The organism is Dialister pneumosintes (assembly GCF_001717505.1).
GTDB lineage: Bacteria > Bacillota > Negativicutes > Veillonellales > Dialisteraceae > Allisonella > Allisonella pneumosinta.
Genome location: NZ_CP017037.1, coordinates 327,211 through 349,730, shown reverse-complemented (window position 1 = coordinate 349,730; position 22,520 = coordinate 327,211). Strand labels below are relative to the sequence as shown.

Sequence of the window (22,520 nt, the reverse complement as noted above, 5' to 3'; positions counted from 1 at the left end):
CTGATTAGTGAATCCCCCTCTTCAGAAGTATTCATTAAAATATATTCTTCTAAAAGATTGATAAACGTGGAAAAAGAACCAGCTCCCCTGCAGGTCCTTTTCCGGTATTTCTTATATGAGTGATTTCTTTAATTGTTTCCCTATCTGTTAAAAGTCTGTAGTTATACATCCCATACTTTTCATAAAGGTATTTGACCGTAAATTCGGAATGCTAAACTTCATTAACATATAAACCGTAATTCTACTTTATCTTTTAAAAAGTAAAGTCTTTGGGCTGAATATATAATCTTACGGCTCTCTCTTTCTGACGATATTGAATCCAACCATAGAATGAATGTAAATCTCTATAATAAGTATAATCAAGATGCTCTAATTTATGATTACTTGTTCCGTAAGTATAAGCAACACTAAAAGCATCTCTTGGCGTAATCTGTACTTTAGCACCAAATGTTAAAGGTTTCTTTATATCATAGGTATCAAAAGTATAAGGTGTTTCCCCTTGTAATCTATTATTTGTATACCCAATCCAACCCGTAAACCACTTGATACCGCCGGTAAGATCAATGGAATAATAAGCGTTACTACGAATTGCATGATTATATGCATAATAATCTTTAATATAACCAATACGCCAATTTAAATGGAGATGAGGTCCTAATTCTATAGGATCATGTGCTAAGTATACTTCCCACATTTTATGAGCACCTGTTATATGCCCCTCTTCCCAACGTCCTACTTCGCCACCAGCACCTACATAAAGTTTTGTCTTGGGAATATAAAATTTCCTTGAATCAAAAGAAAAAGAAGGAGATTTTTTTATCCAGACATGCCTATCATTAACTACACTTTCTTCTTTTACATAGTGTAACCGAAACGTTCCCGGGTGAGTTTCCCATCTAAACCCGATATCAGGCTTAAACCCGGACTTACTATAATAAGCAAATTTACTATTAAAAGACAATCCTGACTTTATACTTCCTATTGGAATATTAATACTATTTTTAAATCCTACCCCATTATCACTATCATATACAGGAGTTGGAATTAAAGTCCAAAGACCGATGGAGTCACTTTGAACCAAAGAACCTGTATATTTTGAAAGTGAGATAACACGAGTATTCTTCAAATATAGTCCGATATCATAAGCGGTATAATGATCATTGGGATATATTTCAATGCGCTCTGCTTCTATACGATAATCAGGAACCTTTGCTAATGCATGTTTTGTCGTAAGATAGGCATGATTAATCACCATCTTATTTTCATTACGGTTATAATCTCCTGAATCTCCCGCAAAATAATAGAGTCCCTGTTCCCAGCCACGCATCTTTTCAAAATGACCAATGGTAGTTACACCATCATAAGTAGCACTATCTGCTTTTACATGATTAGTCGGAGTAGTATATACCACTTCTCCCGGAATAATTATCTTTTTTGAAATAGTATTCCCATATACATAATCTGTAGCAAAACTATCAGTCACATGCTTTACATCTACATCACCCGAAGCACTTATGTCACCACTTACATTAGAATACTTCATATGATCTGCCATAACATACAAAGGACTCTCTTTAGTAATATGAGGTGTTGGTTTCTTTTCTATTTGTTTTACATACTCATCATATTCAGTAGGAGAATAAACCAATACCCCTTTAATAGAAGATACACGAAAGTCTTTCCAATCAATAGTATCTTTCTTCAAAAAAGGATTATCGTATTGTAAGTCTATTGTTTCCGATAAAAAATAAGATTTACTCTTCTTTTCTGTATATATTCCGGGTAAACTTACAGGCTCTTCCAATGCACGATTTTCTGTATATGCAGCTACCAATGTAGTCATTCCGGTACACAAAGAAACTGCAGCAAAGATAGAAAAAATTCTCTTTGTTTTATTCATTTCTCACAATAACCACAGATGCTGTATCATCATCTGATGTTGAGGTTTCCTCCATGGAATCATTTTTTACATCTTTAACTATATTATTTTTTGGTTCATCAACAGAAGAATTATCCTCTTTTATATCTTTTTCAGTATCATCTATTGTTTTAGATACCACAGGAGCAATCGTAATATCAACATCAAGAGGCGCACCGGGTTTCATTTCCATCCCCTTAGTAACTACATCTTCCCGAGTTTGGATATACAATTCAGTTCCTGCCGGCATTTCTACATCTTTACCTTTAACAAATAAACCGCCAACAAGACCAATCGGTCCCAATGCTAATGCACCTATAGCTGAAGCGCCTATGGCAGCAGCCTGCATTTTTAATTTTTCTTTTGCTTCCGGTCCTAAAACAGTTGGAATCGCTTCTTCATCAATTGAAAATACTTGATCAAAAGAAATATCCACAAATCCACTGCGCCCAAAGAATTTCGGTCTTGTTACTTTAGTAACTACACCGGATCCTTGTGCTCCACGAGGAAGAACTAATACATTATCTACTAATACATCTTCCTCTACAGTAAAATGTACAGGATCTCCTACACGATTTATCTTACTGCTAATATCTTCATTAAGAGAGATTTTAAATACGGTCTTTTCAGGTAATGTCACTGTTGTTAATTCATAATGATTATCTCCATAAACAGCTTTTTCAAGTGCATTGATTCTCTGAATTAATCCGCCGTTATTTTGTTTTTTACCTAACACCATTACATCTAAATCATCTAATCGTTCTGTTAAAGCCGCCTGCTTAATTTGATCTGTTAAATAATATTCAAGTGCATTCACACGAGTATCTACAGAAGGATTCTCATCATTTTCACTTCTAATAACTTCTGCATATAAATATTCTACACGAGAATCTAGCCCTTCTGTAGTATCCTTTTCAGACGTAGTTCCACAAACAGATTTGTCTAAGTTTCTTATTCTCTGTATAAAAGAGCCGCTTTGTACATTACCATATACTACTTCATCTAAGCGATCCACTCGATCCGTTAATGTCATCGGTTCTGCTGCCATAGCCGGAAAAACCAAAGCTAATGCAATACTTGTTGCTAAAACTACTTTTTTCATTTAGCATCCCCCATTAAATTCTAACATCAATATTGGCAGAAACACCTACCCCTTGTACACGAGAAAAAGAGGTTGGATTAACACTATCCATCGGAACGAGTCCATTAATACGGAATAAGGAATCATTCCATGTAATCTGAAGTTGTCCTACCGCTTTTACTTTTTCAACCTGTTCTGCCTCACCTATAACTTGTGCTGCACCGATATACTGTCTTCCTCCCAAACTTACAATAGGTACTACTTTAGTTGCATAATTAGTACCTGCCCCTTCTTTCATCATAACGGAATTAATCGTGCTATTTAATTGTTCCCCATACTGAGACACTAACCAACTAATACCGCCTACTTTAGCAACACCGCCTAAAAAACTGCCTAAATTAAAAGCAGATACTGTATTAAAAGCTCCAACAGTCAACATGCCGGCAGCTAAACATCCAACTGCCATTCTCTTTATATTCATTTTCATAACAATTACCTCCTTACATAATAATGTATATAATAAGTATTATATACAATTATACGTAAACCTATGGTTTATTTCAATTTATTTCATCACATCCTGCTACCATAAAATATTTTTATAAAAACAAGATGTAATATCTAATTCTAAAGTTTATGATTACTACTAATCTAATCATCTTTGCATTTTATACTTTACAAGAACTGAATAATGTGTTATCTTTCAATAAGGCAATTAATGAATTTTTATTACTGATTGCTAACTACCTTTCTTATGTCGTGATAACTAAAAAATAGCAATTTGATTTCTTTTTTATTTCATTTATTTTTATTGACATAAAAAAAATCTCCTGTTATAATTTATTACGTTGTCGGGGCATAGCGCAGTTTGGTAGCGCACTTGGTTCGGGACCAAGGGGTCGCAGGTTCAAATCCTGCTGCTCCGACCAAATATGCGGGTGTAGCTCAATGGTAGAGCGCCAGCCTTCCAAGCTGGTTACGAGGGTTCGATTCCCTTCACCCGCTCCATATTAAAAGAACTTTACTCATGTAAAGTTCTTTTTTTTTTGCCATAAAACTTCAAATATATTTTTTAGGAGCTTTTAGTTTATTATAAAGTGTTAATGAGCTCAACTACTTTATGAGCATGTTCTTTACTTCTATTCACTATATCTTCCAACAACTTTGGATCATTTCTAGATGCATAGGAAACTTTATCCGTATACACATAACCAACATACTCCATTTGACAAAGCTTACATGTAGATATAATCGCCGACAAGTATTCTTCTATTTCAAATCCCATTGCCACGTCATGCTGATACATCTCTTTGGGTGCTCCTGTAGTTAAAGAAATAATAAGCTTTTTACCTTTTAACTTATCCCCCGTAGAGCCATGTGACCACCCATGTTGAAATGTTTCTTCCATCCATCGAGCTAATAACGACGGCATGGAATACCAAAACACAGGAAATTGAAAGACAAGGATATCCGCTTTTTCTAACTTCTGCTATTCCTTCTTTATATCAATCTGAAAATCAGAATATAAGCAATCCAAATAATCAATTTCCGCATGAGGTATCATTTTATGCAATTCTTCTAAAATAGTTTTATTGGCTACAGAGTTTTTTAAATCGGTATGACCTGATATAATCATTACATTTTTCATAGAGAATTCCTTTCTTAGTAAAACTATTTACTTTTTATTCTCATTATACATCGATATCTATTTATTAACAATAATAAAAAGAAGTAGAATATTCTACTTCTTTTTATTTAAATTTATTTAGACGCTAACTCTTGTACCATTTGCATTAATTTTTCAATCTTAGCATCCTGTTCACTAAGTTTCGCATTCTGTTCATTTACAGTACTACGCAATGCTTGGTTATCAGAAGTTAAATGATCAATTTCCTTCTGCATTATATAAACGGAAGAAAGTGGTCCTGTTCTATAACGTTCTGCTACTTCACGTTCTTTATCAGAACTTCCTACCTTGACGGTTACACCTGCATTTACCATCATATGGCTCTTTCCTCCATAGGATACGCCGGCATGCATCATGGTTGATTCATTATTGTAATGTGCCACACCTAATGCAATAGCATTGGATCCACGATAGTTACCGTAGCCTGCCATAATTTGTGTCGGTTCATACGGATCATAAGTTAACGGTTTTAATGCACTTAATGCCGCTCCCATAGCTCCTACACGATTAACATCACGTCCCAATTCATTAAATTGGTTATTGATATTGGTAATACTATCCGCATTCTTCTTCACTTGACCATCAAGAATCATCAAGTTATCTGCTGCAGAATTGTCTTTCTTAATATAGTTTCCATCGGTTGTAATGCGAGTTTCGTTATATACAGTTCCTCCGGTTACAATTCCTTTATTATCCTTTTCTACTACGCCATCGGTCTTCACATGAATAGTATATTTAGAGCTTCCATCCTGTTGCTTTTCTTCATCGATTTTGATGTGGTCGCCTTCTGCTACTGTATTTCTTGTATCTACTGCCGCTGCTAAAGCAGATAAATTTACACTGCCTTTTACTTCATGTCCTGCGGTATCTTTTACACTCATAGACAAAGTATTTCCTGCTAAAGACAATGCATTATTGCTGTTCACCAAGGTATCGTTTCCATCTCCGGTTGCATTAGCCATTGCTTTCTTGAGCTGCGCTACATTGACTGCATCTGTATCTTTCGTACCTGCTGCCACACCGGTAATCTGACGAGTTACATTATGTTCTGCATCTCCCACTGCTACAGCAGCTGCTGTAGATTTCCAAGTAGAAGAAGTATCGGTAGATGCCGCTTTAGTTTCCGGATTATATCCGGCTACACCTTTATCTGTATTAGAAACAGATTTTGCCCCTAAAGCTACTCCACCTTCTTTAGTTACATTCGCTTTACTACCAATAACTACTGCCTTAGATACATTAGTTTCAATCACGTTACCTTCTTCACCGGATCCAAGAATTACGCTGTCGTGTGCTCCTTTTAAACGACGTAAATCACCCAAAAGTACCGCAGAGGTTGTATTTTCCACTTCATTTCTGGATCCGATAATAGACGTGCGGTTTACATTGGTAGCTGTATTCTTATAACCGGTAAGCAAATTATAGGCACTGACCTTTCCGGAAGAACCTTTAATAGTGTTGTTTACACCGATAATAGACGTTGCATGTGTCCAATCTGCTGTATTACCACCACCAAATGCCATGGTAGAACCCCCACCATCTGATGACTTTACACTACTTTTCAATTGTTCTGCAAACTCTTTGGCTGATGCTCCTCCACCGGAAAAAGGATTAATTCCATTAACTATACCAATGGAATTGGTTACTTCATTGCCTGCACCAAAAATAAGTGTGCCATTTGAATTAGCTGTTCTATTCGCTAGACCGATAACACTGCTCGCTATACCTGAATGAGCAGAAGAAGAACTATTTGATTCAATACTATTAAGAGAACCATAAATAGTGGCTCCCATATTTTGGGTAACATAAGAAGACCAATTACCGCCATTATATTTTCCGGAAATAATAGAGTATGTCCCTGTTACAGAAGAAAAAGCTCCTTGATTATAACTATTAGCACCAATAGTAGTAGCGTTGATATTCACGTTTCTTGACTTAACTTTCTGTACATCGGATCCATCAACTTCTACATCGCCTAATTTTCCTACATATTTATGATCACCAATCATTGTGCTACCGGAACGTGCATAAGCATTCTGCCCAATAGCAATACTGCTAGCCCATTTTTTCTCATCTGACTGCCCAAATTTAAAAAACTTTTCCTGGTTACCATACATATTTTCTACAAAAGCATTTTTACCAATGGCAATACTACCTTCTTGCATAACATAATCATCTATTTGAGCATGGTCACCAATAGCAATAGCACCATTAGTAGCTGCATTATTTCTTAAGCTTATGCCATTCCCCATCTTTATATTTTGGTTACCCGGTTCCACAAAAGTAGTTACACCGTCAATCGCAGCATCAGCGATATATCCACTCATCATAAGAGGCATTCCTACAACTATCGCTAAAGCAATTTTCATCGACTGTACCGATGTATTTTTTGTGTGACTTTTTACTAATTCAGAAACCACTACATAACTGTTTTTCACTTTACTCCAAACAATTTTATGTATACAATTCATAACATACTCCTTTTATTTTTGTTAAATTAAATACTATTTTGAATATTTTTTATTTTATACTACAAATAGATGCCACTCAATATAGAACTTATTTATAATATGTATTTATTTTTCTTATAACTATCTATTTTACTCATGTATATAATAAAAAAGAGATGAGATTTACTCCTATCTCTTTTTTATTATAGATTTCTTATGTCAACATAAGCCCATCTTATTTATATAAAACGATTTTTAACAATATAAAACGAAATGTCATATGACATTTCGTTTTATATTTATTTATGATTTTCACTCATCTGTTGTGCAATTTTTTGTCCGGTTTCTGTCATTGCAAGACCGGCTAAGCTTGTTTCCCGAATAGAAGCCGGCATCAGTTTTCCGATTTCATCCATCGCTTGAATTACTTCATCTACAGGAATTTGACTTTGAATACCTGCCATCGCCATTTCTACAGCTACTAAAGTATGTACGGCTTCAAATCCATTTCGTTTAACACAAGGAACTTCCACCAATCCTGCAACAGGGTCACAAGCAAGCCCCAGTAAGTTTTTGAGTGCCAAAGCTATAGCATTTTTCATTTGCTCGATTGTACCGCCTAATAAATCAATAGCCGCTGCGGCTGCCATACCGGCCGCCGTACCACATTCTGCTTGGCATCCACCTACCGCCCCTGCAATACAAGCATTTTCAGCTACTACATGACCAATTGCTCCCGCCGTAAATAAAGCACGTGTATAATCCTCTCGTTTAGCTCCGATGTGTTCTCCCACGGCGGCTACAACAGCCGGTACAATACCACAAGAACCGGCTGTCGGACATGCTACAATACACATCATTTTTGCATTGGCTTCTGCAGTAGCTACCGCATAAACAGCCGCCCTTTTAGCTAATCTTCCCAGTAAAAGAGGTTCTTTATCATAAAGACGTCTTGCGTCACCTCCTACGAGTCCACTGCTTGACTTCTTTTTATCTCCGAGTCCATGTCGAATCGACTTCATAAAAACCGGAATTGTTTGATCCATTTGCTGCCAAACATCTTCGTAAGAACGATTAGAAAGTTCTGCCTCTAATTTACATGCAATAATGCCAGGAGATACTTGTGCTTCCTCTGCCATCTCCATAAGCTCTTTGATGGAATGATACTTTTTCATTTTAGATTACACTTTCTTTAATATCATTATGTTTTTAATACTGGGATTACATGTCAAAATTTGTTCTTTCAATGTATCTGATACTTCCTCATCTGTATGAATAATCATAACGGCATCATCACCTTTATTTTTTCGGAAAACTCGCATATTAGAGATATTAATATAATTTTCGGCCAGTACACAACTCACATCCGATACGACACCGGGTACATCCCTATGTTGTGTTAAAATCGTATTTTCCTCCCCTGTTATTTCTACCGGATAACCATCAATATTTGTTATTTTTACTCGCCCGCCACCAAGTGAACGTCCTATAATTTCTATTTCTTTACCTTCCATTCCTTTAGCAAGAATTTTAGCAACATTAGGATGTCCTATATCTTCTTCTGAAAAGAAAAAACGAATAGCAATACCCTTTCTTTCTGCTGTATCAATCGCATTACGTATAATAATACTTTCAGGTCCATATCCCATAAGTCCGGCGACTAAAGCTTTATCTGTACCATGCCCTCTTCCTGTTTTGGCAAAAGAGCCATATAAAGTAATATCGGCTCCTGCTAGTGGTTCTTTTAATATTTCTCGTGCAATACGACCTATACGAGCAGCTCCTGCAGTATGAGAACTAGAAGGTCCAATCATGATTGGACCAATAATATCAAATATTCCCATGATTACTATGCCATCCTTTTAAATCCAATGTGAAAGGTCAAAATCTTCTCCAATAGACTCTCTAATATAAATTTTTGCAATATACATCCCCATTAAAGTTAAAGAAGATTTACGCAACATACTGCTATCCCAAATATCTTGTACTTGTGCCAAATCCGTATGAATATGTGCAAGCAGTTGATGCATTTCCTGTCTATTATAGGCAACCCCTCTTGAATGCATTAACGCAAGAATCTTAGCTCTAATAGTTGTATCTTCTATATTATAAGTATCCAAAAGCCTTGTTAATGTCGAATCATCCACTGCGGTCAACTTATAGTAAGAATTATACAAGCTTTCTACCATATCTTCTGGTTTCCAATCAGCATAAAGAGACAGTAACTCATTTTTCATACATCCTTTAAATGCAAATATTAGTGGATAAGATTCTCTCAAAATTTCTCCAAATGCCATCTCTTTATTTTCTAAAGAAATACAATATAAGTATTCTAATTGTTGATAGCCGTTGTACTCATCCGGTAATGCTGCTGAAACAAAAGGAGTAATATATTTTTCTGTGTAGTCTAAAAGTGCTTCTGCATTTGTATTTCCTGTATTTCTGGAGTAATGAAATAACAATAATAACGCAAGTGCTCTAAAATGACTACTTTCCATTCTTGGCATAGCTTTTAAAGCATCATAAGCAAGAATGGTTTTGGTTTCTGATCGCGTTCCCAATGCCACATCAAAAAAAGCCTGACTAACCATTCCAAGTACAATTTCATCCGGCATCATAACATATATACGTTGTGCATTTTGTAATGCTTCTTGCACCATAATATGGCTTAAAATATCACAAGTTTCTTGTGCAGAATCTACCGGTAAATCTGTAATAAGGTGATGAGTAACAGTTCTTGCATCTTGTGCAACATTTCTGGTAACTGCTCCGTATTGATTTAAAAAGTGACGAACAAAGTATTCTTCTAGAACCGCCGGTTCCGTAATTTGATTTAAAATTTCCGGTTCAGATTCCATAATAAACCGAACGGATTCTTGTTTTTGTTTTTTATGCAAATCATGCACACTGATAAATTCATCTTTTGTAAACATCCGTGTTTGTTCATTCTTTTCTTCGCGAGAAATTGCCGGACGTAAATCTTTTAGATTTATAACCTGTGTTTTTTCTAAATCTGTATTCTTTCTTATATTTTCTACGCTTTTTTCATTTACAGTCGCATGCTTTTTAATATGAGAAAATGAAATATGTTCTTTTCGATTCATTTTTTTTGGTTTTCGCAATACAATGCGACAGCACACTAAAAAAAATAAAACTGCTACACCAACGATAACCAAATAAGGCATTAAAGTTTGTAACAACATGTCACTTCCTATCTATATTTTAAATTTATTTTTATACTTCAATACGTATCATATGATACACACTCATAATATCATATTTTATCTTATTCTACATGTGCATTTCCTCGATTATATAAGCCAATACATAAGAGATAAAATAATTTTTATAAATCATTTATAGTCATCTCCCATGTATGCTATATATTTTATGAATAGAATTAGACAAATACATTCTCCTTTGCTATGATGTTACGTAAAAGGAAGTGGTAATGGCTATGCCCTATGGAGAGCATCGAATAAAAGAATTACAACAATCTGCAGATATCACCCCGAGGGGAATTCAATTAGAAGTCAATGCAGAAATTTTTCATCTTATTTACAACTTAATTTGGAATACACAGGATATCCATTCCATAAATTATAATGATTTAACTGTTTTACATAATTTATGGAAAGAAACAATACAAGAGTCTTCACGTATTGAACAACGCAAAGGATATTATATTCCTATGGAGCATCAAATAGAAATGCTTCATAATGCCTATGTCATTGAACGTAAATATATATCTGATCAAGTTTTTACGATGCGTGTACCTTGTAAGATAACACCTGATTTAATTGAGGAGGAATATAAACATTCTTCTCTTGCTTTTGAAAGCCTTTTTTCTAAAAAAATATGGCCATCTGCTATATGGAACAAAACAGGTAATCATTCTATGCCTATGGCATTTATTGTTTTGGGACAACCCGGCTCAGGTAAAACACGCTTGTCTTCCAGATTGTTCGAAGATTGGAACTATAACATTATTGATGCCAGTGCGGATGCTTTCATAGGCTTTCATCCTTATTATAAAGAATTAATAAGCAAATATAGTCAATACACTTTATTTCAAACTTCGAAGCAGCGTGACTTATTATCACAACTTACCATAGATGCTTCAATAAAAAATCGTTATCACTTATTATATGAAAGTGCATTCTTAGAAAATATTTCCATTCCGGATTTAATTGCTAGTTTAAAATCCAGTGGATTTTGTGTATGGGTTATACTTCGCACTTGCTCTAAAAAAGAAAGTTGGCAATCTATACATCAACTATTCTTGCAACAACGATTAAAAGCACCGGGTATTTCTCGTATGATAACCAAAGCACATCATAATAACTCTTGTTCTGCATTCCTTACCTTTGCAGATAAAATTATAAAACAAAATTTAATGGATCGACTTATCATACAAAGTTCTAAAGGTCTTGTATATGATAGTGACGATTTACCAACTGAGCGAGCTATAGATATTCTTATAGAACGACTATCCTCCAATTAAAAAAGAATGGTAAAGAAAATTTTCTTTACCATTCTTTTTATTTATAAAATTTCTACATCATCATATTGCGGTTCAATAATCCATGTTCCTTTAGTATCGATTACGCCCCACTTCTTATTCTTTTTAACCGGACTATATCCATGCTTAAAAGGACCTGCATCTGTAATATCACTATCTCTAAATACAATGTGTCCTTCACTATCTATAATTGCAAAATTACTGCTCCCCATGAAAATCCAAGTGTATTCACCATCGTCAAAGGGTACTGCTTTTTGATTTACAGGAAGTGTTGCTATTAAACGTCCATTGGTACTGTCAACCAAGTAAGTAGCATAATTATGCTTAGCAATAAAACGATTTTGCCCAAGAAGTTGTATGTCATCATAAAGAAATGGTACTACTTGTTTTCCATATATGAGTTCAAAAACACCATATTTTTTTGAAAAATCATCACGTAAAACCAAATAACCATCTGTTATATGAATACTTCCCACAGTATAGTGCCCCGGTGGAATTAATACCTGGCCATCAGCCGTAATAAAGGAAGTCAATCCATTATTCTGTACAATAGTTCCATAAGGTGTCATCGGATATACTACATCATTTTTGCTATCAATGACAATTTCGCCTTCATGATTTAAATAACCACGTTTAATTCCATTATACACCGGTGTATAACTATTAAATCGATCGGTTTCCGTATCATAAATAATATTGCTTATAATAGAACTTAAAAAAGTACTTCCTTTGAAAGTATTTACACTTCTTCGGTATTCTGCTACGCCATATTGGAAAGGCATTACTACTTCATAAGGTGCATTAAAAATTTCTGTTCCTTCTGTATTAATGGCAATTTGATGTCCGCCTGCCGTTATTACAAAAGCAATTCCTTCACTAAACTCTGTAACAATTCGTTTGTATACAGGTTTAATAACGATATGACCCTTACTATCTTTAAACCCATATAAGCCTTTTTCTTTAAAAGGTATCAAAGCATCTTCAGATTTTTTTTCATAGGTTACCGGATTATTGTTCCCATCTACATAGCTGAGTTCCTTCTTCTTATTACCAACATATAAAACACCATTCTCTTTAGGAATTAAAATCTTATATGTTGGATCCATGGTAAGTTGCCCATCCGTTCCGACAATTCCCCATTTCTTACCTTTTTTTATACGAGCTAAATAGCCATGTTCCTGAAAATGCCCGTCCTCCGTTTTACTATATGTCGCTTTATAAGAAGCTAACGCATTTCTACGTTGCACATCTATCTTAGATAATGTTTCCTTATCTATAACTATATTGGGAATCGAAATATTAATAGAAGGAACGCCCACTCCTATATGTGTAGAAGATTCAGTAGTTTGCGTAGTAGAATTTTCTGTATGAACCGAAATACTTTCACTATGTTCTTCTCTCTGTATACGAGTGGCAGTAGTCGTTCCATATTCTGCATAAGATGTTTGTCCTAATAATAAATAGGAAAACATTGCCATAGTACAAGATATCCATAATTTTTCTTTTAACTTCATTCATCATCCTCCTTGTATAAACATCTAAATTGAAGTATATCGAATTATAGCATACTCATAAATGCAAAACAACTTCAAACTTTATGACTCTTAAAACCCAAATAAATTTAATTGTTCTTCTTCAGGTAAATTTTTTAAAATCCCCATTTCTTCCATAGTTTCAACAATACTTTGGCTGACTTTACCTCTTTTACGCAAATCTTCCTTAGACGAAAACGGCTCTACTTCACGAGCAGCTACAATATCTTTCGCAACTTGATTGCCAAGTGCAGGAATACAATTAAAAGGCGGTAATATTTTGTTATCTACAATAGTAAATTCAGAAGCACTGGAATGTTCCAAACTGATAGGTAAAAATTCATATCCTCTTAAATACATTTCAGCTGCAACTTCTGTAACAATCGCACAATCTTTTTCTACATTAGAAGGATGTTCCATAGTCGCTACACGATGTAATTCTGCCTTTTGTGCCTCAAATCCTCTTAGAATAATAAGTGCATCAAAAGAACCTTCTGCACGAATTGTAAAATACGCCGCATAAAATGCTAAGGGATAATTAATCTTGAACCATGCAATTCTAAATGCCATCATAACGTAAGCTACCGCATGTGCACGAGGGAATAAATATGAAATTTTTAAACAAGAATCGATAAACCATTGTGGTACATTGGCTTCTTCTATTTCTTTTCTATTATTGGATTTTTTTCCGGTTTTATCTGTCTTTTCCAATCCTTTCCCTTTTCTTACATTCTCCATGACTTTAAATGCAGTTAACTCCTTAACTCCATGTTCAATTAAATAGTTCATTACGTCATCACGAGTAGAAATAGCTTCTTCTAATTTAACGGTTTTAGATTTAATTAAATCTTGCGCATTGCCTAACCATACATTGGTACCATGTGAAAATCCGGAAATACGCACCAATTGAGAAAAATTTTGTGGCTTAGTATCCTCAAGCATCTGTCGGACAAAAGGTGTCCCATATTCCGGAAGTCCTAATGCACCTACCGTATATCCTTTATCCCCAATAGTTTTTCTAAGTTGTTCTTCCGTATATCCCAAAGCAGTCGTAGAACTGAATAAAGAAATGGTATCCGGATCATCAAAAGGAATTTTTAATGGGTCAACTCCTGTTAAACGTTGCAACATATGAATAATCTTAGGATCGTCGTGTCCGAGAATATCTAACTTCAACATACGTCCGGAAATAGAATGATAGTCAAAGTGTGTAGTAATAGTTCCCGGAATTTTTTCTCCGGATTCTCCCTTAATATATCTCTTGTTTGCTGCATATTGAAGCGGTGTAAAGTCATGGATATCCATATCTCGAGGACAAACCATAATTCCTGCAGGGTGTTGTCCGGTTGTTCTCTTAACTCCTAAAACTCCGCCGGCTAATTTTTCAATAAATATATCATTATAGGTCAATCCTCTATTTTCTGCATAACGCTTAACTAGACCAAAAGCAGTTCTATCTTGAATACCCGCAATAGTTCCTGCACGGAATACATTATCTCGTCCAAACAATTCTTCTGTATATTTGTGTGCATCGGCCTGATCATCCCCAGAAGAAAAGTTTAAATCAATATCAGGAACCTTATCCCCATCAAAACCAAGAAAAACTGCAAATGGAATATTATGTCCATTCTTATTAAGAACGGTTCCACAATTGGGACATTCTTTATTTGGTAAATCAAATCCACCACCTACTGAACCATCCGTATAGAATTTTGTCCAATGACAAGAGGGGCATACATAATGTGGAGGGAGAGGATTTACTTCTGTAATTCCTGCCAAAGTAGCGACAAAAGAAGAACCGACCGAACCTCGAGAACCCACTAAATATCCTCTATCATTTGAATGCTTAACCAACTTATGTGCAATAAAATATAAAACCCCAAACCCATGCTTAATAATCGGATCTAATTCAGAATCCAATCTTTGTTGCACTACAGCAGGCAAAGGATCTCCATAAATAGCCTTTGCATTTTGATAACACATATCTAATAACTTTTTATCAGCACCTGAAATCTTAGGGTTATAAGACTTCCACTCTTCTGCTAATGGTTCTATAGTCTGACATGCTTCCGCAATATTTCTTGTATTATCTATAACAATTTCTTGTGCTTTTTTCGGTGAAATATAATTAAATTCATCTAACATTTCCTGTGTAGTTCGCAAATACACAGAAGGATGAGAATCTATTTTCCCCGGTTTCTCCCACATAGAAAGCAGAATATCTCTATTGACTCGATCTTCTCTAAACAAATAATGTGCGTCCGAAGTAGCACATACCGGTATTCCTGTTTTTTCACCTATATCAATTACTTTTTTATTCAGTTCTTGTAAATCTCTTTCTGATGTGACCTCCGGATATTTATCATCATTAATTAAAAAAGAATTATTACCAATAGGCTGTACTTCTAAATAGTCATAGAATTTAGCTATTTCAATTAACTTCTCATCGGATTTCCCTTGTAATACGGCCTGAAAAAATTCTCCCACTACACAAGCTGATCCCAAAATAATCCCTTCTCGCAACTCTTCCATAATTGCTTTAGGAATAAGAGGTCTTTTTCTATAAAATTTTAAATGCGATAAAGTAACCAACCTATATAAATTTCGTAAACCGGTCATATTTTTTGCCAGTACAATGATATGATAATATCTCTGTCTATCTGTATCAATATCAGTAGGAATATCTTCAATAAGATATCCTTCCATCCCATAGATTACTTTTTGCTTATATTTTTTTGCTAAATCTTGGATTTTAGGAAAAGCTTGTATTACTCCATGATCGGTAATGGCTATAGCAGGATGTTTCCAAGCTGCTGCCGTTTTAATCACTTCTTCCGTATCTATTAAACCGTCCAAACTCATCTTTGTATGAAGATGAAGTTCTACACGAGGATTCTCCGCATTATCTTCATGTGGTAATCTTTCAATGGTTGTTTTCTCTATTTGTCGAATATTTAATACGTAACCCCCGGTATATTTATCTAAACGTACATTACCACTGACTTTAACAGTCATTCCTTCTTTTAATATTTCTTTTAATAAAGAAGCTTCTTCTTCACTATCAAAAAATTTTTTACAAGAAATACCATTGGTTTCATCTGCAAATTTCATCGTAAAGATAAGACGATTATCTCTTAGCTGTCTAAAATCAAAAGAAATAACCGTGCCTTGCACAACTACATTATCCATTTCTCCTACAAGATTTTTTACAGAAGTAATAGTTCCTTTAATGGCCTTTTTCCCAATCAACACATCTTTATCCATATGCCCTTTTTTTGAATTTTTATTCTTAATACTTCGCATAGATGCGGTAGAAGAAATCACTTGTGTTAATTGAGGCAAATCTGAAGGCATCTCTATAGATGGCAATTTCATATCATGTATATCTGCTATATAACGGTCTTTACTATCATCCATAGGCATAGGAATGTCAACAGGAGAGGTAGATGTCATCTCATCGGTTGGTAACGGATGTTCTTCAAATGCTATTGCTATATTCTTTTTATATTCCATAACTCGTAAAGTTACATCTTCTCCATTAACATAAAATATATCTATAGCATTCAGTTCACCACACATATCACAAAGACATGCGATAGCTGCTTCTTTATCATCTGCTTGGATATACCAAGCATGATCTTCTGTATCAATATCCATAAAAGTAAACGGCATAGTTCCATTTTTTACTTTAAGATGATATTTCCCCATTACATAGCTCCTTTAATTCAATAGTGGTTATGTTTCTGTTTTTGGCAAAAGCGTAAAAATAAATCTATAATTTCCAACTTTTCCGCTTTTACACGCATTCTATATTGAAAATTGAAAATCTCACATAAAAACCACTCTATGGTAGTTTCTTTAGTTTTATCTGCATCTCTTTCTAAATTTTTCCACATGAAAGAGTATTTAACACTCAATTTATTCTGCATATCTTTTACCGACATATGTTGTCGTTTCATTTCTTTAATCATTTTCATCTGTCTAAATTTAGAAGAGATAAATCCTAGATTTTTAAGTATGGATGGTATATCGGTAAATACATGTTCCGTATTTTGTAATATATATATACTATCCGCTGCAATCAGTTTATCATAAAACTTAAAAACACCTTGCTCCATATATGTGGGAAGTGCTTCTCGTACAACAGCTGCTGTAACCGTTTCCTGACCGGCTGACATAATCATGATTTTATCACAGATTGAATGTAATAATGTCAAAGAAACTTCCGTCCATGCACCTATCACTTCTTCTAAAAGAGGCCTTACGCTATATTCCAATTTCTTCCCACGAATTCTAATCATAGAAATAAGCTCATCCGGTGCCTCTTTAACTTTAAGAAAATTAAACTCTCTACTCTCTACTATTTTAAGTAATTCTTTAATATGTGATAAACGTTTATCTACTTTTCCTACATGTGTCATAATTACAAGAACTTCTGGCGGTATGTTCTTTAAGACGGTTAAAAACTGTGAGAACTCCTCTTCGTTTCGTAATCCTTTATTTAAGAAAAAAGGGTTATGCATAATAACAACCACATCCATAGCAAACAAAGACTGTCCTTGTATATTCTGAATGTATTCTTCATAACTGCCTTCTTCATCAAATACAATCGGTTCCGGACCTTTACTTCCAAAATAATGATGAATATATTCTTTACATTTTTCATTAATCAAAACTGTATCTTCCCCATAAAACAAGATACAGTTATTCTTCTTTCCTGATGTAGTCATTATTCTCCCCTCCTTTACCCCGATGACCAATGATGGTAACAGTATAAAATTATGCATCCATCCTTACTATTTAACACCGGATATTTTAATCCTTCGGATAAAATATTTTTATATTCTTCGTCTATAAATTCTTTTTCCATAAAAACGATTACTTCAGGGTGTAATATCTTTATTTTATCATCTAGTATTTCAGGTTTAAACCCATAAAAATCTTGTATCCAAACGACGTGATTTATTGGTAACTTACTTTTTAATGTTACAAACTCCCCTCTATCAATCATTATACCTTTATCATGATTATATATTCCCCAACTGTTTCCTACTGAATGTATTCTCAGATTTTTACCAATCATTAATCGCTTAACATTCCTATCAATGGCAGGGTATTGTGTCCAAAACGGTAAATTTTCCTTGTTTATGCCTTTAATCCATATGGATTTAATAGGTATAGATAAAGAAAAATCTGTAGTTTCTTTTAATTCAGAAGATTCTAAAACCAGTACATCAATAGAAAAAATCCCTTTAAAAGAGAGATAAGATTCAATTTCTTCTTTTAAACAAGGATGAATAACTCCGGGTAATTTTATGAAAAGAATCGTTTTCTCTATGCTTTGCACAATAAATACTTGTGCAGGAGATACATCCAATATAGACACCACCAAGGAAGGCATGCATAACTTTTCGATAATGATTCCTATCCCGATAAGCAATGTGGATAATAGAGTAAACCATGTCCCTATTTTAAATTTCCATAGGTGTTTTCTAAAAAAAATTACTAATAAAAGCACATAATATCCTAAAACTTCAAGTGGAGTAAGTCCTCTAAGGTTAAGTGAAGCATAGGGTAAAGAAGCAATCTGTTGATTAATTGCAGTTCCATATCCAATAAAACAATCTGCTATATATAAAAATAATTCGGCAATTGGTGAAACTATCAAGAATAATAAAGAAGCTCCTAATCCTAAAAGCAACGCCATCTCTAAAAAAGGAGTAACCAACAAATTCGATAATATAAAATATACGGGAAACGCATGAAAATTATACAGAACAAAAGGCAATGTTACAAGTTGTGCCGATATAGCTAAAGCAATTCCTTCAGAAACCCAAAAAGGTATCCAATTCTGCTTTTGTAATAATGAAGATACATTACGAAAGAACAATAAAATCCCTAAAGAAGCGGAGGCAGAAAGCTGAAAGCTAATATCATAAAGTAATAGTGGCTTCCAAATAAGCATTAATAGCACAGCTCCACCCAATAAATTAAGAGCATCTCTATCACGATTACATAATAATCCCATTGCCGATAATATCCCCATAAGTGTTGCACGAATAACTGAAGGAACCAAAGAAGCCATCAATGCATATCCACACATACTCACTATAGATACAATTACAATAATCTTCTTAGGAGCATGTAACCATTTCCCTATTAAAAATAAAAAAGAAAGTACTACTGCTATATGAGATCCGGATACAGATAATATATGTATTATACCTGTTACAGAAAAATCTTTTACAACCGTATCAGGCAACTCTTGGTAACTACCACCAAAAAGCAATGTCATAAGAATAGAGCTTCTTGTAGTGTCCATATATTTTAAAAAGTACGATTTAACATCACATTTCAGTTGATATACCCATCGGTTCACTAGATATCGATGTGATGTATTTTTATAAACAACATCCTTTACATTTTTTACATATATATGCCCTAATACCCTTTGACTTTGTGCTCTCTTTTCTAAATTTATTTTTCCAGGATTTTTATAAAAGCGAAGCGGGTATAATTTCCCAAAGATTAAAAGCCTATCCCCCGGTTTTATAGAAATAATTTTTTCTACTTCGGCAGTATATACATATGCTTTCCCTCTTAATAAATACCTTTCATGATTTTCAAAGTTCCCGTGCTCTAGATCTACTAACAAACGAATTTTACCACTTTTCCCGAATACTTTTTCCGGTTCTCCTGCTACTATCACTTGATAGGAACCTGTATGACCGACCGCAAAAGAAGAATACCGCTGCCAATCTATTTCTTCTATATGTGCCCGAAGTACTCCGGCTGTTATAAGTAGTCCAACCCCACAAATAATAATTCCTTTTATGTGAAAATATTTCTTCCATAAACAGACAAAGACTCCACATAAAAAAATAAATATAAGCCCAATATATAAAAAAGAGCCTGAAATACACTCTTTTAATAAGATGCCAATAGAAAATAATGTTGCCCCTAGCAACAATCCATACTTCATCACTGTCTTTTCCCCCTTTTCCCTAAGACACTGACTCCTATTTATTTATAGTTATTCTTTAATCCCCTCAATAAATGTTTTTATAATTTTTTCCATTACATCATCCTTTGGATATGCTGCAATAATAGGATAAATAATATTGGTATGATATATTTTAAAATTTTTATTAAAACTATCATTAGTACTCATATGAAATGTCAATAATTTATCAGAACAAAAACAAGCACCTAACCCCAAACTACACATGTCCAACAATGTTTCAATATTATCGGATGATACTGCAATATTAGGTACTATATGATTCTCTTTTACAATAGCACGAGCCATACGTCCGGTAATATCTTCACTATGACTTACTAAAAGTGGAACTTCAGATAGAATTTCCGTATACGAAGCATTATTCCTCATATAAGTTGTTGGTACTACTAATAAAATTTCTTCTTTATGTAATATTTCAGTTGCATATTCCGTGCTATCTAACGGAATGTCTCCAATGGCTATATCCAACTTCCCTTCCCGAAGTTCACTGATTAGTTTATCATTGGATAATTCTTTTAAATCAATTCGAACATATGGATACTGCGGAATAAAACGAGCTGCCGCACGAGGAATCAAAGCTTGGCTTCTCGTATGTGCAATTCCTATTCGAATAGCACCACTTTCATTTTGTGCCAATAAACTGAATTCTTTTTGCATAGATTCATATGTATTGATAATGGTTTTTACATATCTATAAAATTTTTCCCCCTCATACGTTAACTGAAAATTAGGGCTACGATTAAAAAGTATACAGCCCAATTCTCGTTCAATAGAATTCATATGAGCACTCAAAGTTTGTTGTGTTATGTGCAACTCATGAGCAGCCTTATTGATACTCTTATATTTAACAACAGCTTTAAAATAATACATCGGCAAAATATGCATAAAAACCTCCTACAGTATTTTCCTTGTATATTATACCGTATTTTTTCAGTTTGTATCCTGTAATGTGAGAATCTATAATGTTTTTATATTACAAAGGAGCTTTTTATGGAATCACTTTTATTAATTGCATTTGCAATCATTTTGATTACTTGTGTCTTGTCCGGATATTCTATGTTTATTGCACTCTTCATCGGATGGAGTATGTTTTTCTTTTATGGTATTCATAAAGGCAAAACAATAAAAGAAATGCTCTCTTATTGCCAAAATGGAATATCTATGGTACAAACCGTTCTTATTACTTTTATGCTTATCGGTATGCTCACTGCCGTATGGCGCTCTTGCGGCTCTATTGCTTATATTGTATATGAAACCTCTATATTTTTTGCTCCTCAAAGTATGATTATTCTTACTTTTTTATTATGTGCCTTAGTATCATTTTTAATTGGAACTGCTTTTGGAAGTGCCGCTACTATAGGTGTTATCTGCGTTACAATGGCAAATAGTATGAATATCCCTATCATATATACCGGCGGTGCCATGTTGGCAGGAATTTATTTTGGAGATCGATGCTCTCCTGTATCTACCAGTTGCCTCCTAGTCAGCACACTTACTCATACCGACCAATTAGAAAATATAAAAACGATGTTTAAAACAGCAGCTGTTCCTTTTATCATATCCTGTATCTTATATTTATTATTAGGCTTACAACTTCCATATACAGAAACTTCTACAGCATCTAGAGATCTTCTGGCTACACACTATGTCATGACACCACTCACCCTACTTCCGGTAATTACAGTTTTAGTTTTAGCACTCTTTCGAGTTAATGTAAAAATAACACTTACAATTAGTACATTAATAGGGCTTATACTTAGTGTATTAGTACAAGGAATGCCACTAAGTAAAATTTTTCCTCTTCTTATTTCCGGTTTTACACCTGAAAATAGTGAGATCGCAATGATTATGGGCGGTGGTGGACTTATTTCTATGCTTTCTGTTATGGGAATTGTGTGCATTTCATCCAGTTTTTCAGGAATGTTTGAAGGGACCGGATTTCTTGATCATATTCAAAAACGTATAATCATTCTAAGTGATTACCTTTCTCCATTTGGGACTATTCTTTTGGTTTCTATTCTTTCAGCAACTATATCCTGTAACCAATCCTTAGCAATTATGCTTACTAACCAACTATGTCATCCTTTAGAAAATGATCGTGCACAATTCGCTTCGGATTTAGAAAACACTGCAGTGGTAACAGCGCCTTTAATTCCATGGTCAATTGCAGATGCAGTTCCACTAGTTACTGTTGGTGCACCTACATTAAGCATATTAACCGCTTTTTATCTTTTCCTTGTACCGCTCTGGAATTTATTAGTTCAAAATCTTCCTTTGATAAAACAAAAAGTTCGTGCGAGAATATAAAA

Annotated in this window: 15 protein-coding genes, 2 tRNA genes and 1 pseudogene; 4 read left to right on the top strand and 14 right to left on the bottom strand. The window is 34.3% G+C overall.

Features of this window, described 5'->3' with window-relative positions; genetic code table 11:
* Positions 1-253: 253 nt before the first annotated feature.
* The 3 genes from BCB69_RS01770 to BCB69_RS01760 are packed head-to-tail and all read right to left on the bottom strand — an operon-like array spanning position 254 to position 3,480.
* The gene (locus tag BCB69_RS01770) at positions 254-1,900 is read right to left on the bottom strand and encodes an LPS-assembly protein LptD (RefSeq protein ID WP_069176844.1); all 1,647 of its coding nucleotides are present in this window, start codon (positions 1,898-1,900) and stop codon (positions 254-256) included.
* On the bottom strand, positions 1,893-3,020 hold the full coding sequence (locus tag BCB69_RS01765) for a hypothetical protein (protein ID WP_069176843.1): 1,128 nt from the start codon (positions 3,018-3,020) through the stop codon (positions 1,893-1,895). Before BCB69_RS01765 ends, BCB69_RS01770 begins: the two co-directional genes overlap by 8 nt.
* Before the next feature lie 13 nt (positions 3,021-3,033).
* On the bottom strand, positions 3,034-3,480 hold the full coding sequence (locus BCB69_RS01760) for a hypothetical protein (protein ID WP_173644817.1): 447 nt from the start codon (positions 3,478-3,480) through the stop codon (positions 3,034-3,036).
* A 371-nt stretch (positions 3,481-3,851) separates the two neighbouring features.
* Here BCB69_RS01760 and BCB69_RS01755 point away from each other — a divergent pair.
* Positions 3,852-3,928 (top strand) — tRNA-Pro (locus BCB69_RS01755).
* Positions 3,929-3,933: 5 nt separating this feature from the next.
* Positions 3,934-4,007 (top strand) — tRNA-Gly (locus BCB69_RS01750).
* Between the two features lie 82 nt (positions 4,008-4,089).
* On the opposite strand, the pseudogene BCB69_RS06450 reads toward BCB69_RS01750, so the two are convergent.
* From BCB69_RS06450 to BCB69_RS01725, 6 genes and pseudogenes are all read right to left on the bottom strand, one after another.
* Positions 4,090-4,476 (bottom strand): annotated as a pseudogene (locus tag BCB69_RS06450) (NAD(P)H-dependent oxidoreductase); the annotation flags it as partial.
* 12 nt (positions 4,477-4,488) lie between these two features.
* Positions 4,489-4,647, bottom strand: coding sequence for an NADPH-dependent FMN reductase family protein (locus BCB69_RS06445; RefSeq protein WP_216821549.1), 159 nt, complete (start codon positions 4,645-4,647; stop codon positions 4,489-4,491).
* A gap of 113 nt (positions 4,648-4,760) precedes the next feature.
* Positions 4,761-7,157: a YadA-like family protein gene (locus BCB69_RS01740; protein ID WP_069176841.1), complete on the bottom strand. Its 2,397-nt coding sequence runs from the start codon at positions 7,155-7,157 to the stop codon at positions 4,761-4,763.
* A gap of 278 nt (positions 7,158-7,435) precedes the next feature.
* A complete protein-coding gene (gene sdaAA, locus BCB69_RS01735) occupies positions 7,436-8,311 on the bottom strand; it encodes an L-serine ammonia-lyase, iron-sulfur-dependent, subunit alpha (protein ID WP_069176840.1) in 876 nt (291 codons plus the stop codon).
* A 6-nt stretch (positions 8,312-8,317) separates the two neighbouring features.
* Positions 8,318-8,980, bottom strand: a complete 663-nt coding sequence (sdaAB, locus tag BCB69_RS01730; RefSeq protein WP_022513210.1) for an L-serine ammonia-lyase, iron-sulfur-dependent subunit beta — start codon at positions 8,978-8,980, stop codon at positions 8,318-8,320.
* Between the two features lie 18 nt (positions 8,981-8,998).
* Entirely contained in the window at positions 8,999-10,339 is a 1,341-nt protein-coding gene (locus BCB69_RS01725) for an LPO_1073/Vpar_1526 family protein (RefSeq protein WP_069176839.1), read from the bottom strand.
* A 248-nt stretch (positions 10,340-10,587) separates the two neighbouring features.
* On the opposite strand from BCB69_RS01725, the gene BCB69_RS01720 reads away from it, so the two are divergent.
* Positions 10,588-11,640 (top strand): zeta toxin family protein, encoded by a 1,053-nt coding sequence (locus BCB69_RS01720; protein ID WP_022513208.1) that lies wholly within the window; start codon positions 10,588-10,590, stop codon positions 11,638-11,640.
* A gap of 41 nt (positions 11,641-11,681) precedes the next feature.
* On the opposite strand, the gene BCB69_RS01715 is transcribed toward BCB69_RS01720, so the two are convergent.
* From BCB69_RS01715 to BCB69_RS01695, 5 genes are all read right to left on the bottom strand, one after another.
* Positions 11,682-13,172, bottom strand: a complete 1,491-nt coding sequence (locus BCB69_RS01715) for a WG repeat-containing protein (RefSeq protein ID WP_022513207.1) — start codon at positions 13,170-13,172, stop codon at positions 11,682-11,684.
* Positions 13,173-13,262: 90 nt separating this feature from the next.
* The gene (locus tag BCB69_RS01710; RefSeq protein ID WP_069176838.1) at positions 13,263-16,898 is read right to left on the bottom strand and encodes a PolC-type DNA polymerase III; all 3,636 of its coding nucleotides are present in this window, start codon (positions 16,896-16,898) and stop codon (positions 13,263-13,265) included.
* 17 nt (positions 16,899-16,915) lie between these two features.
* Entirely contained in the window at positions 16,916-17,920 is a 1,005-nt protein-coding gene (holA, locus tag BCB69_RS01705; RefSeq protein WP_069176837.1) for a DNA polymerase III subunit delta, read from the bottom strand.
* A 14-nt stretch (positions 17,921-17,934) separates the two neighbouring features.
* Positions 17,935-20,172, bottom strand: coding sequence for a ComEC/Rec2 family competence protein (locus BCB69_RS01700; protein ID WP_236887208.1), 2,238 nt, complete (start codon positions 20,170-20,172; stop codon positions 17,935-17,937).
* A 51-nt stretch (positions 20,173-20,223) separates the two neighbouring features.
* Positions 20,224-21,096, bottom strand: a complete 873-nt coding sequence (locus BCB69_RS01695) for a LysR family transcriptional regulator (RefSeq protein ID WP_069176835.1) — start codon at positions 21,094-21,096, stop codon at positions 20,224-20,226.
* A gap of 105 nt (positions 21,097-21,201) precedes the next feature.
* On the opposite strand from BCB69_RS01695, the gene BCB69_RS01690 reads away from it, so the two are divergent.
* Positions 21,202-22,518 (top strand): Na+/H+ antiporter NhaC family protein, encoded by a 1,317-nt coding sequence (locus BCB69_RS01690; protein WP_069176834.1) that lies wholly within the window; start codon positions 21,202-21,204, stop codon positions 22,516-22,518.
* The last annotated feature ends 2 nt before the right edge of the window (positions 22,519-22,520 follow it).

Bases quoted from the DNA above. Each gene is read 5' to 3' on its own strand.
- BCB69_RS01770 (WP_069176844.1), bottom strand. From the start codon at position 1,900: ATGAATAAAACAAAGAGAATTTTTTCTATCTTTGCTGCAGTTTCTTTG.
- BCB69_RS01765 (WP_069176843.1), bottom strand. From the start codon at position 3,020: ATGAAAAAAGTAGTTTTAGCAACAAGTATTGCATTAGCTTTGGTTTTT.
- BCB69_RS01760 (WP_173644817.1), bottom strand. From the start codon at position 3,480: ATGAATATAAAGAGAATGGCAGTTGGATGTTTAGCTGCCGGCATGTTG.
- BCB69_RS06445 (WP_216821549.1), bottom strand. From the start codon at position 4,647: ATGAAAAATGTAATGATTATATCAGGTCATACCGATTTAAAAAACTCT.
- BCB69_RS01740 (WP_069176841.1), bottom strand. From the start codon at position 7,157: ATGAATTGTATACATAAAATTGTTTGGAGTAAAGTGAAAAACAGTTAT.
- sdaAA (WP_069176840.1), bottom strand. From the start codon at position 8,311: ATGAAAAAGTATCATTCCATCAAAGAGCTTATGGAGATGGCAGAGGAA.
- sdaAB (WP_022513210.1), bottom strand. From the start codon at position 8,980: ATGGGAATATTTGATATTATTGGTCCAATCATGATTGGACCTTCTAGT.
- BCB69_RS01725 (WP_069176839.1), bottom strand. From the start codon at position 10,339: ATGTTGTTACAAACTTTAATGCCTTATTTGGTTATCGTTGGTGTAGCA.
- BCB69_RS01720 (WP_022513208.1), top strand. From the start codon at position 10,588: ATGGCTATGCCCTATGGAGAGCATCGAATAAAAGAATTACAACAATCT.
- BCB69_RS01715 (WP_022513207.1), bottom strand. From the start codon at position 13,172: ATGAAGTTAAAAGAAAAATTATGGATATCTTGTACTATGGCAATGTTT.
- BCB69_RS01710 (WP_069176838.1), bottom strand. From the start codon at position 16,898: ATGGGGAAATATCATCTTAAAGTAAAAAATGGAACTATGCCGTTTACT.
- holA (WP_069176837.1), bottom strand. From the start codon at position 17,920: ATGACTACATCAGGAAAGAAGAATAACTGTATCTTGTTTTATGGGGAA.
- BCB69_RS01700 (WP_236887208.1), bottom strand. From the start codon at position 20,172: ATGAAGTATGGATTGTTGCTAGGGGCAACATTATTTTCTATTGGCATC.
- BCB69_RS01695 (WP_069176835.1), bottom strand. From the start codon at position 21,096: ATGCATATTTTGCCGATGTATTATTTTAAAGCTGTTGTTAAATATAAG.
- BCB69_RS01690 (WP_069176834.1), top strand. From the start codon at position 21,202: ATGGAATCACTTTTATTAATTGCATTTGCAATCATTTTGATTACTTGT.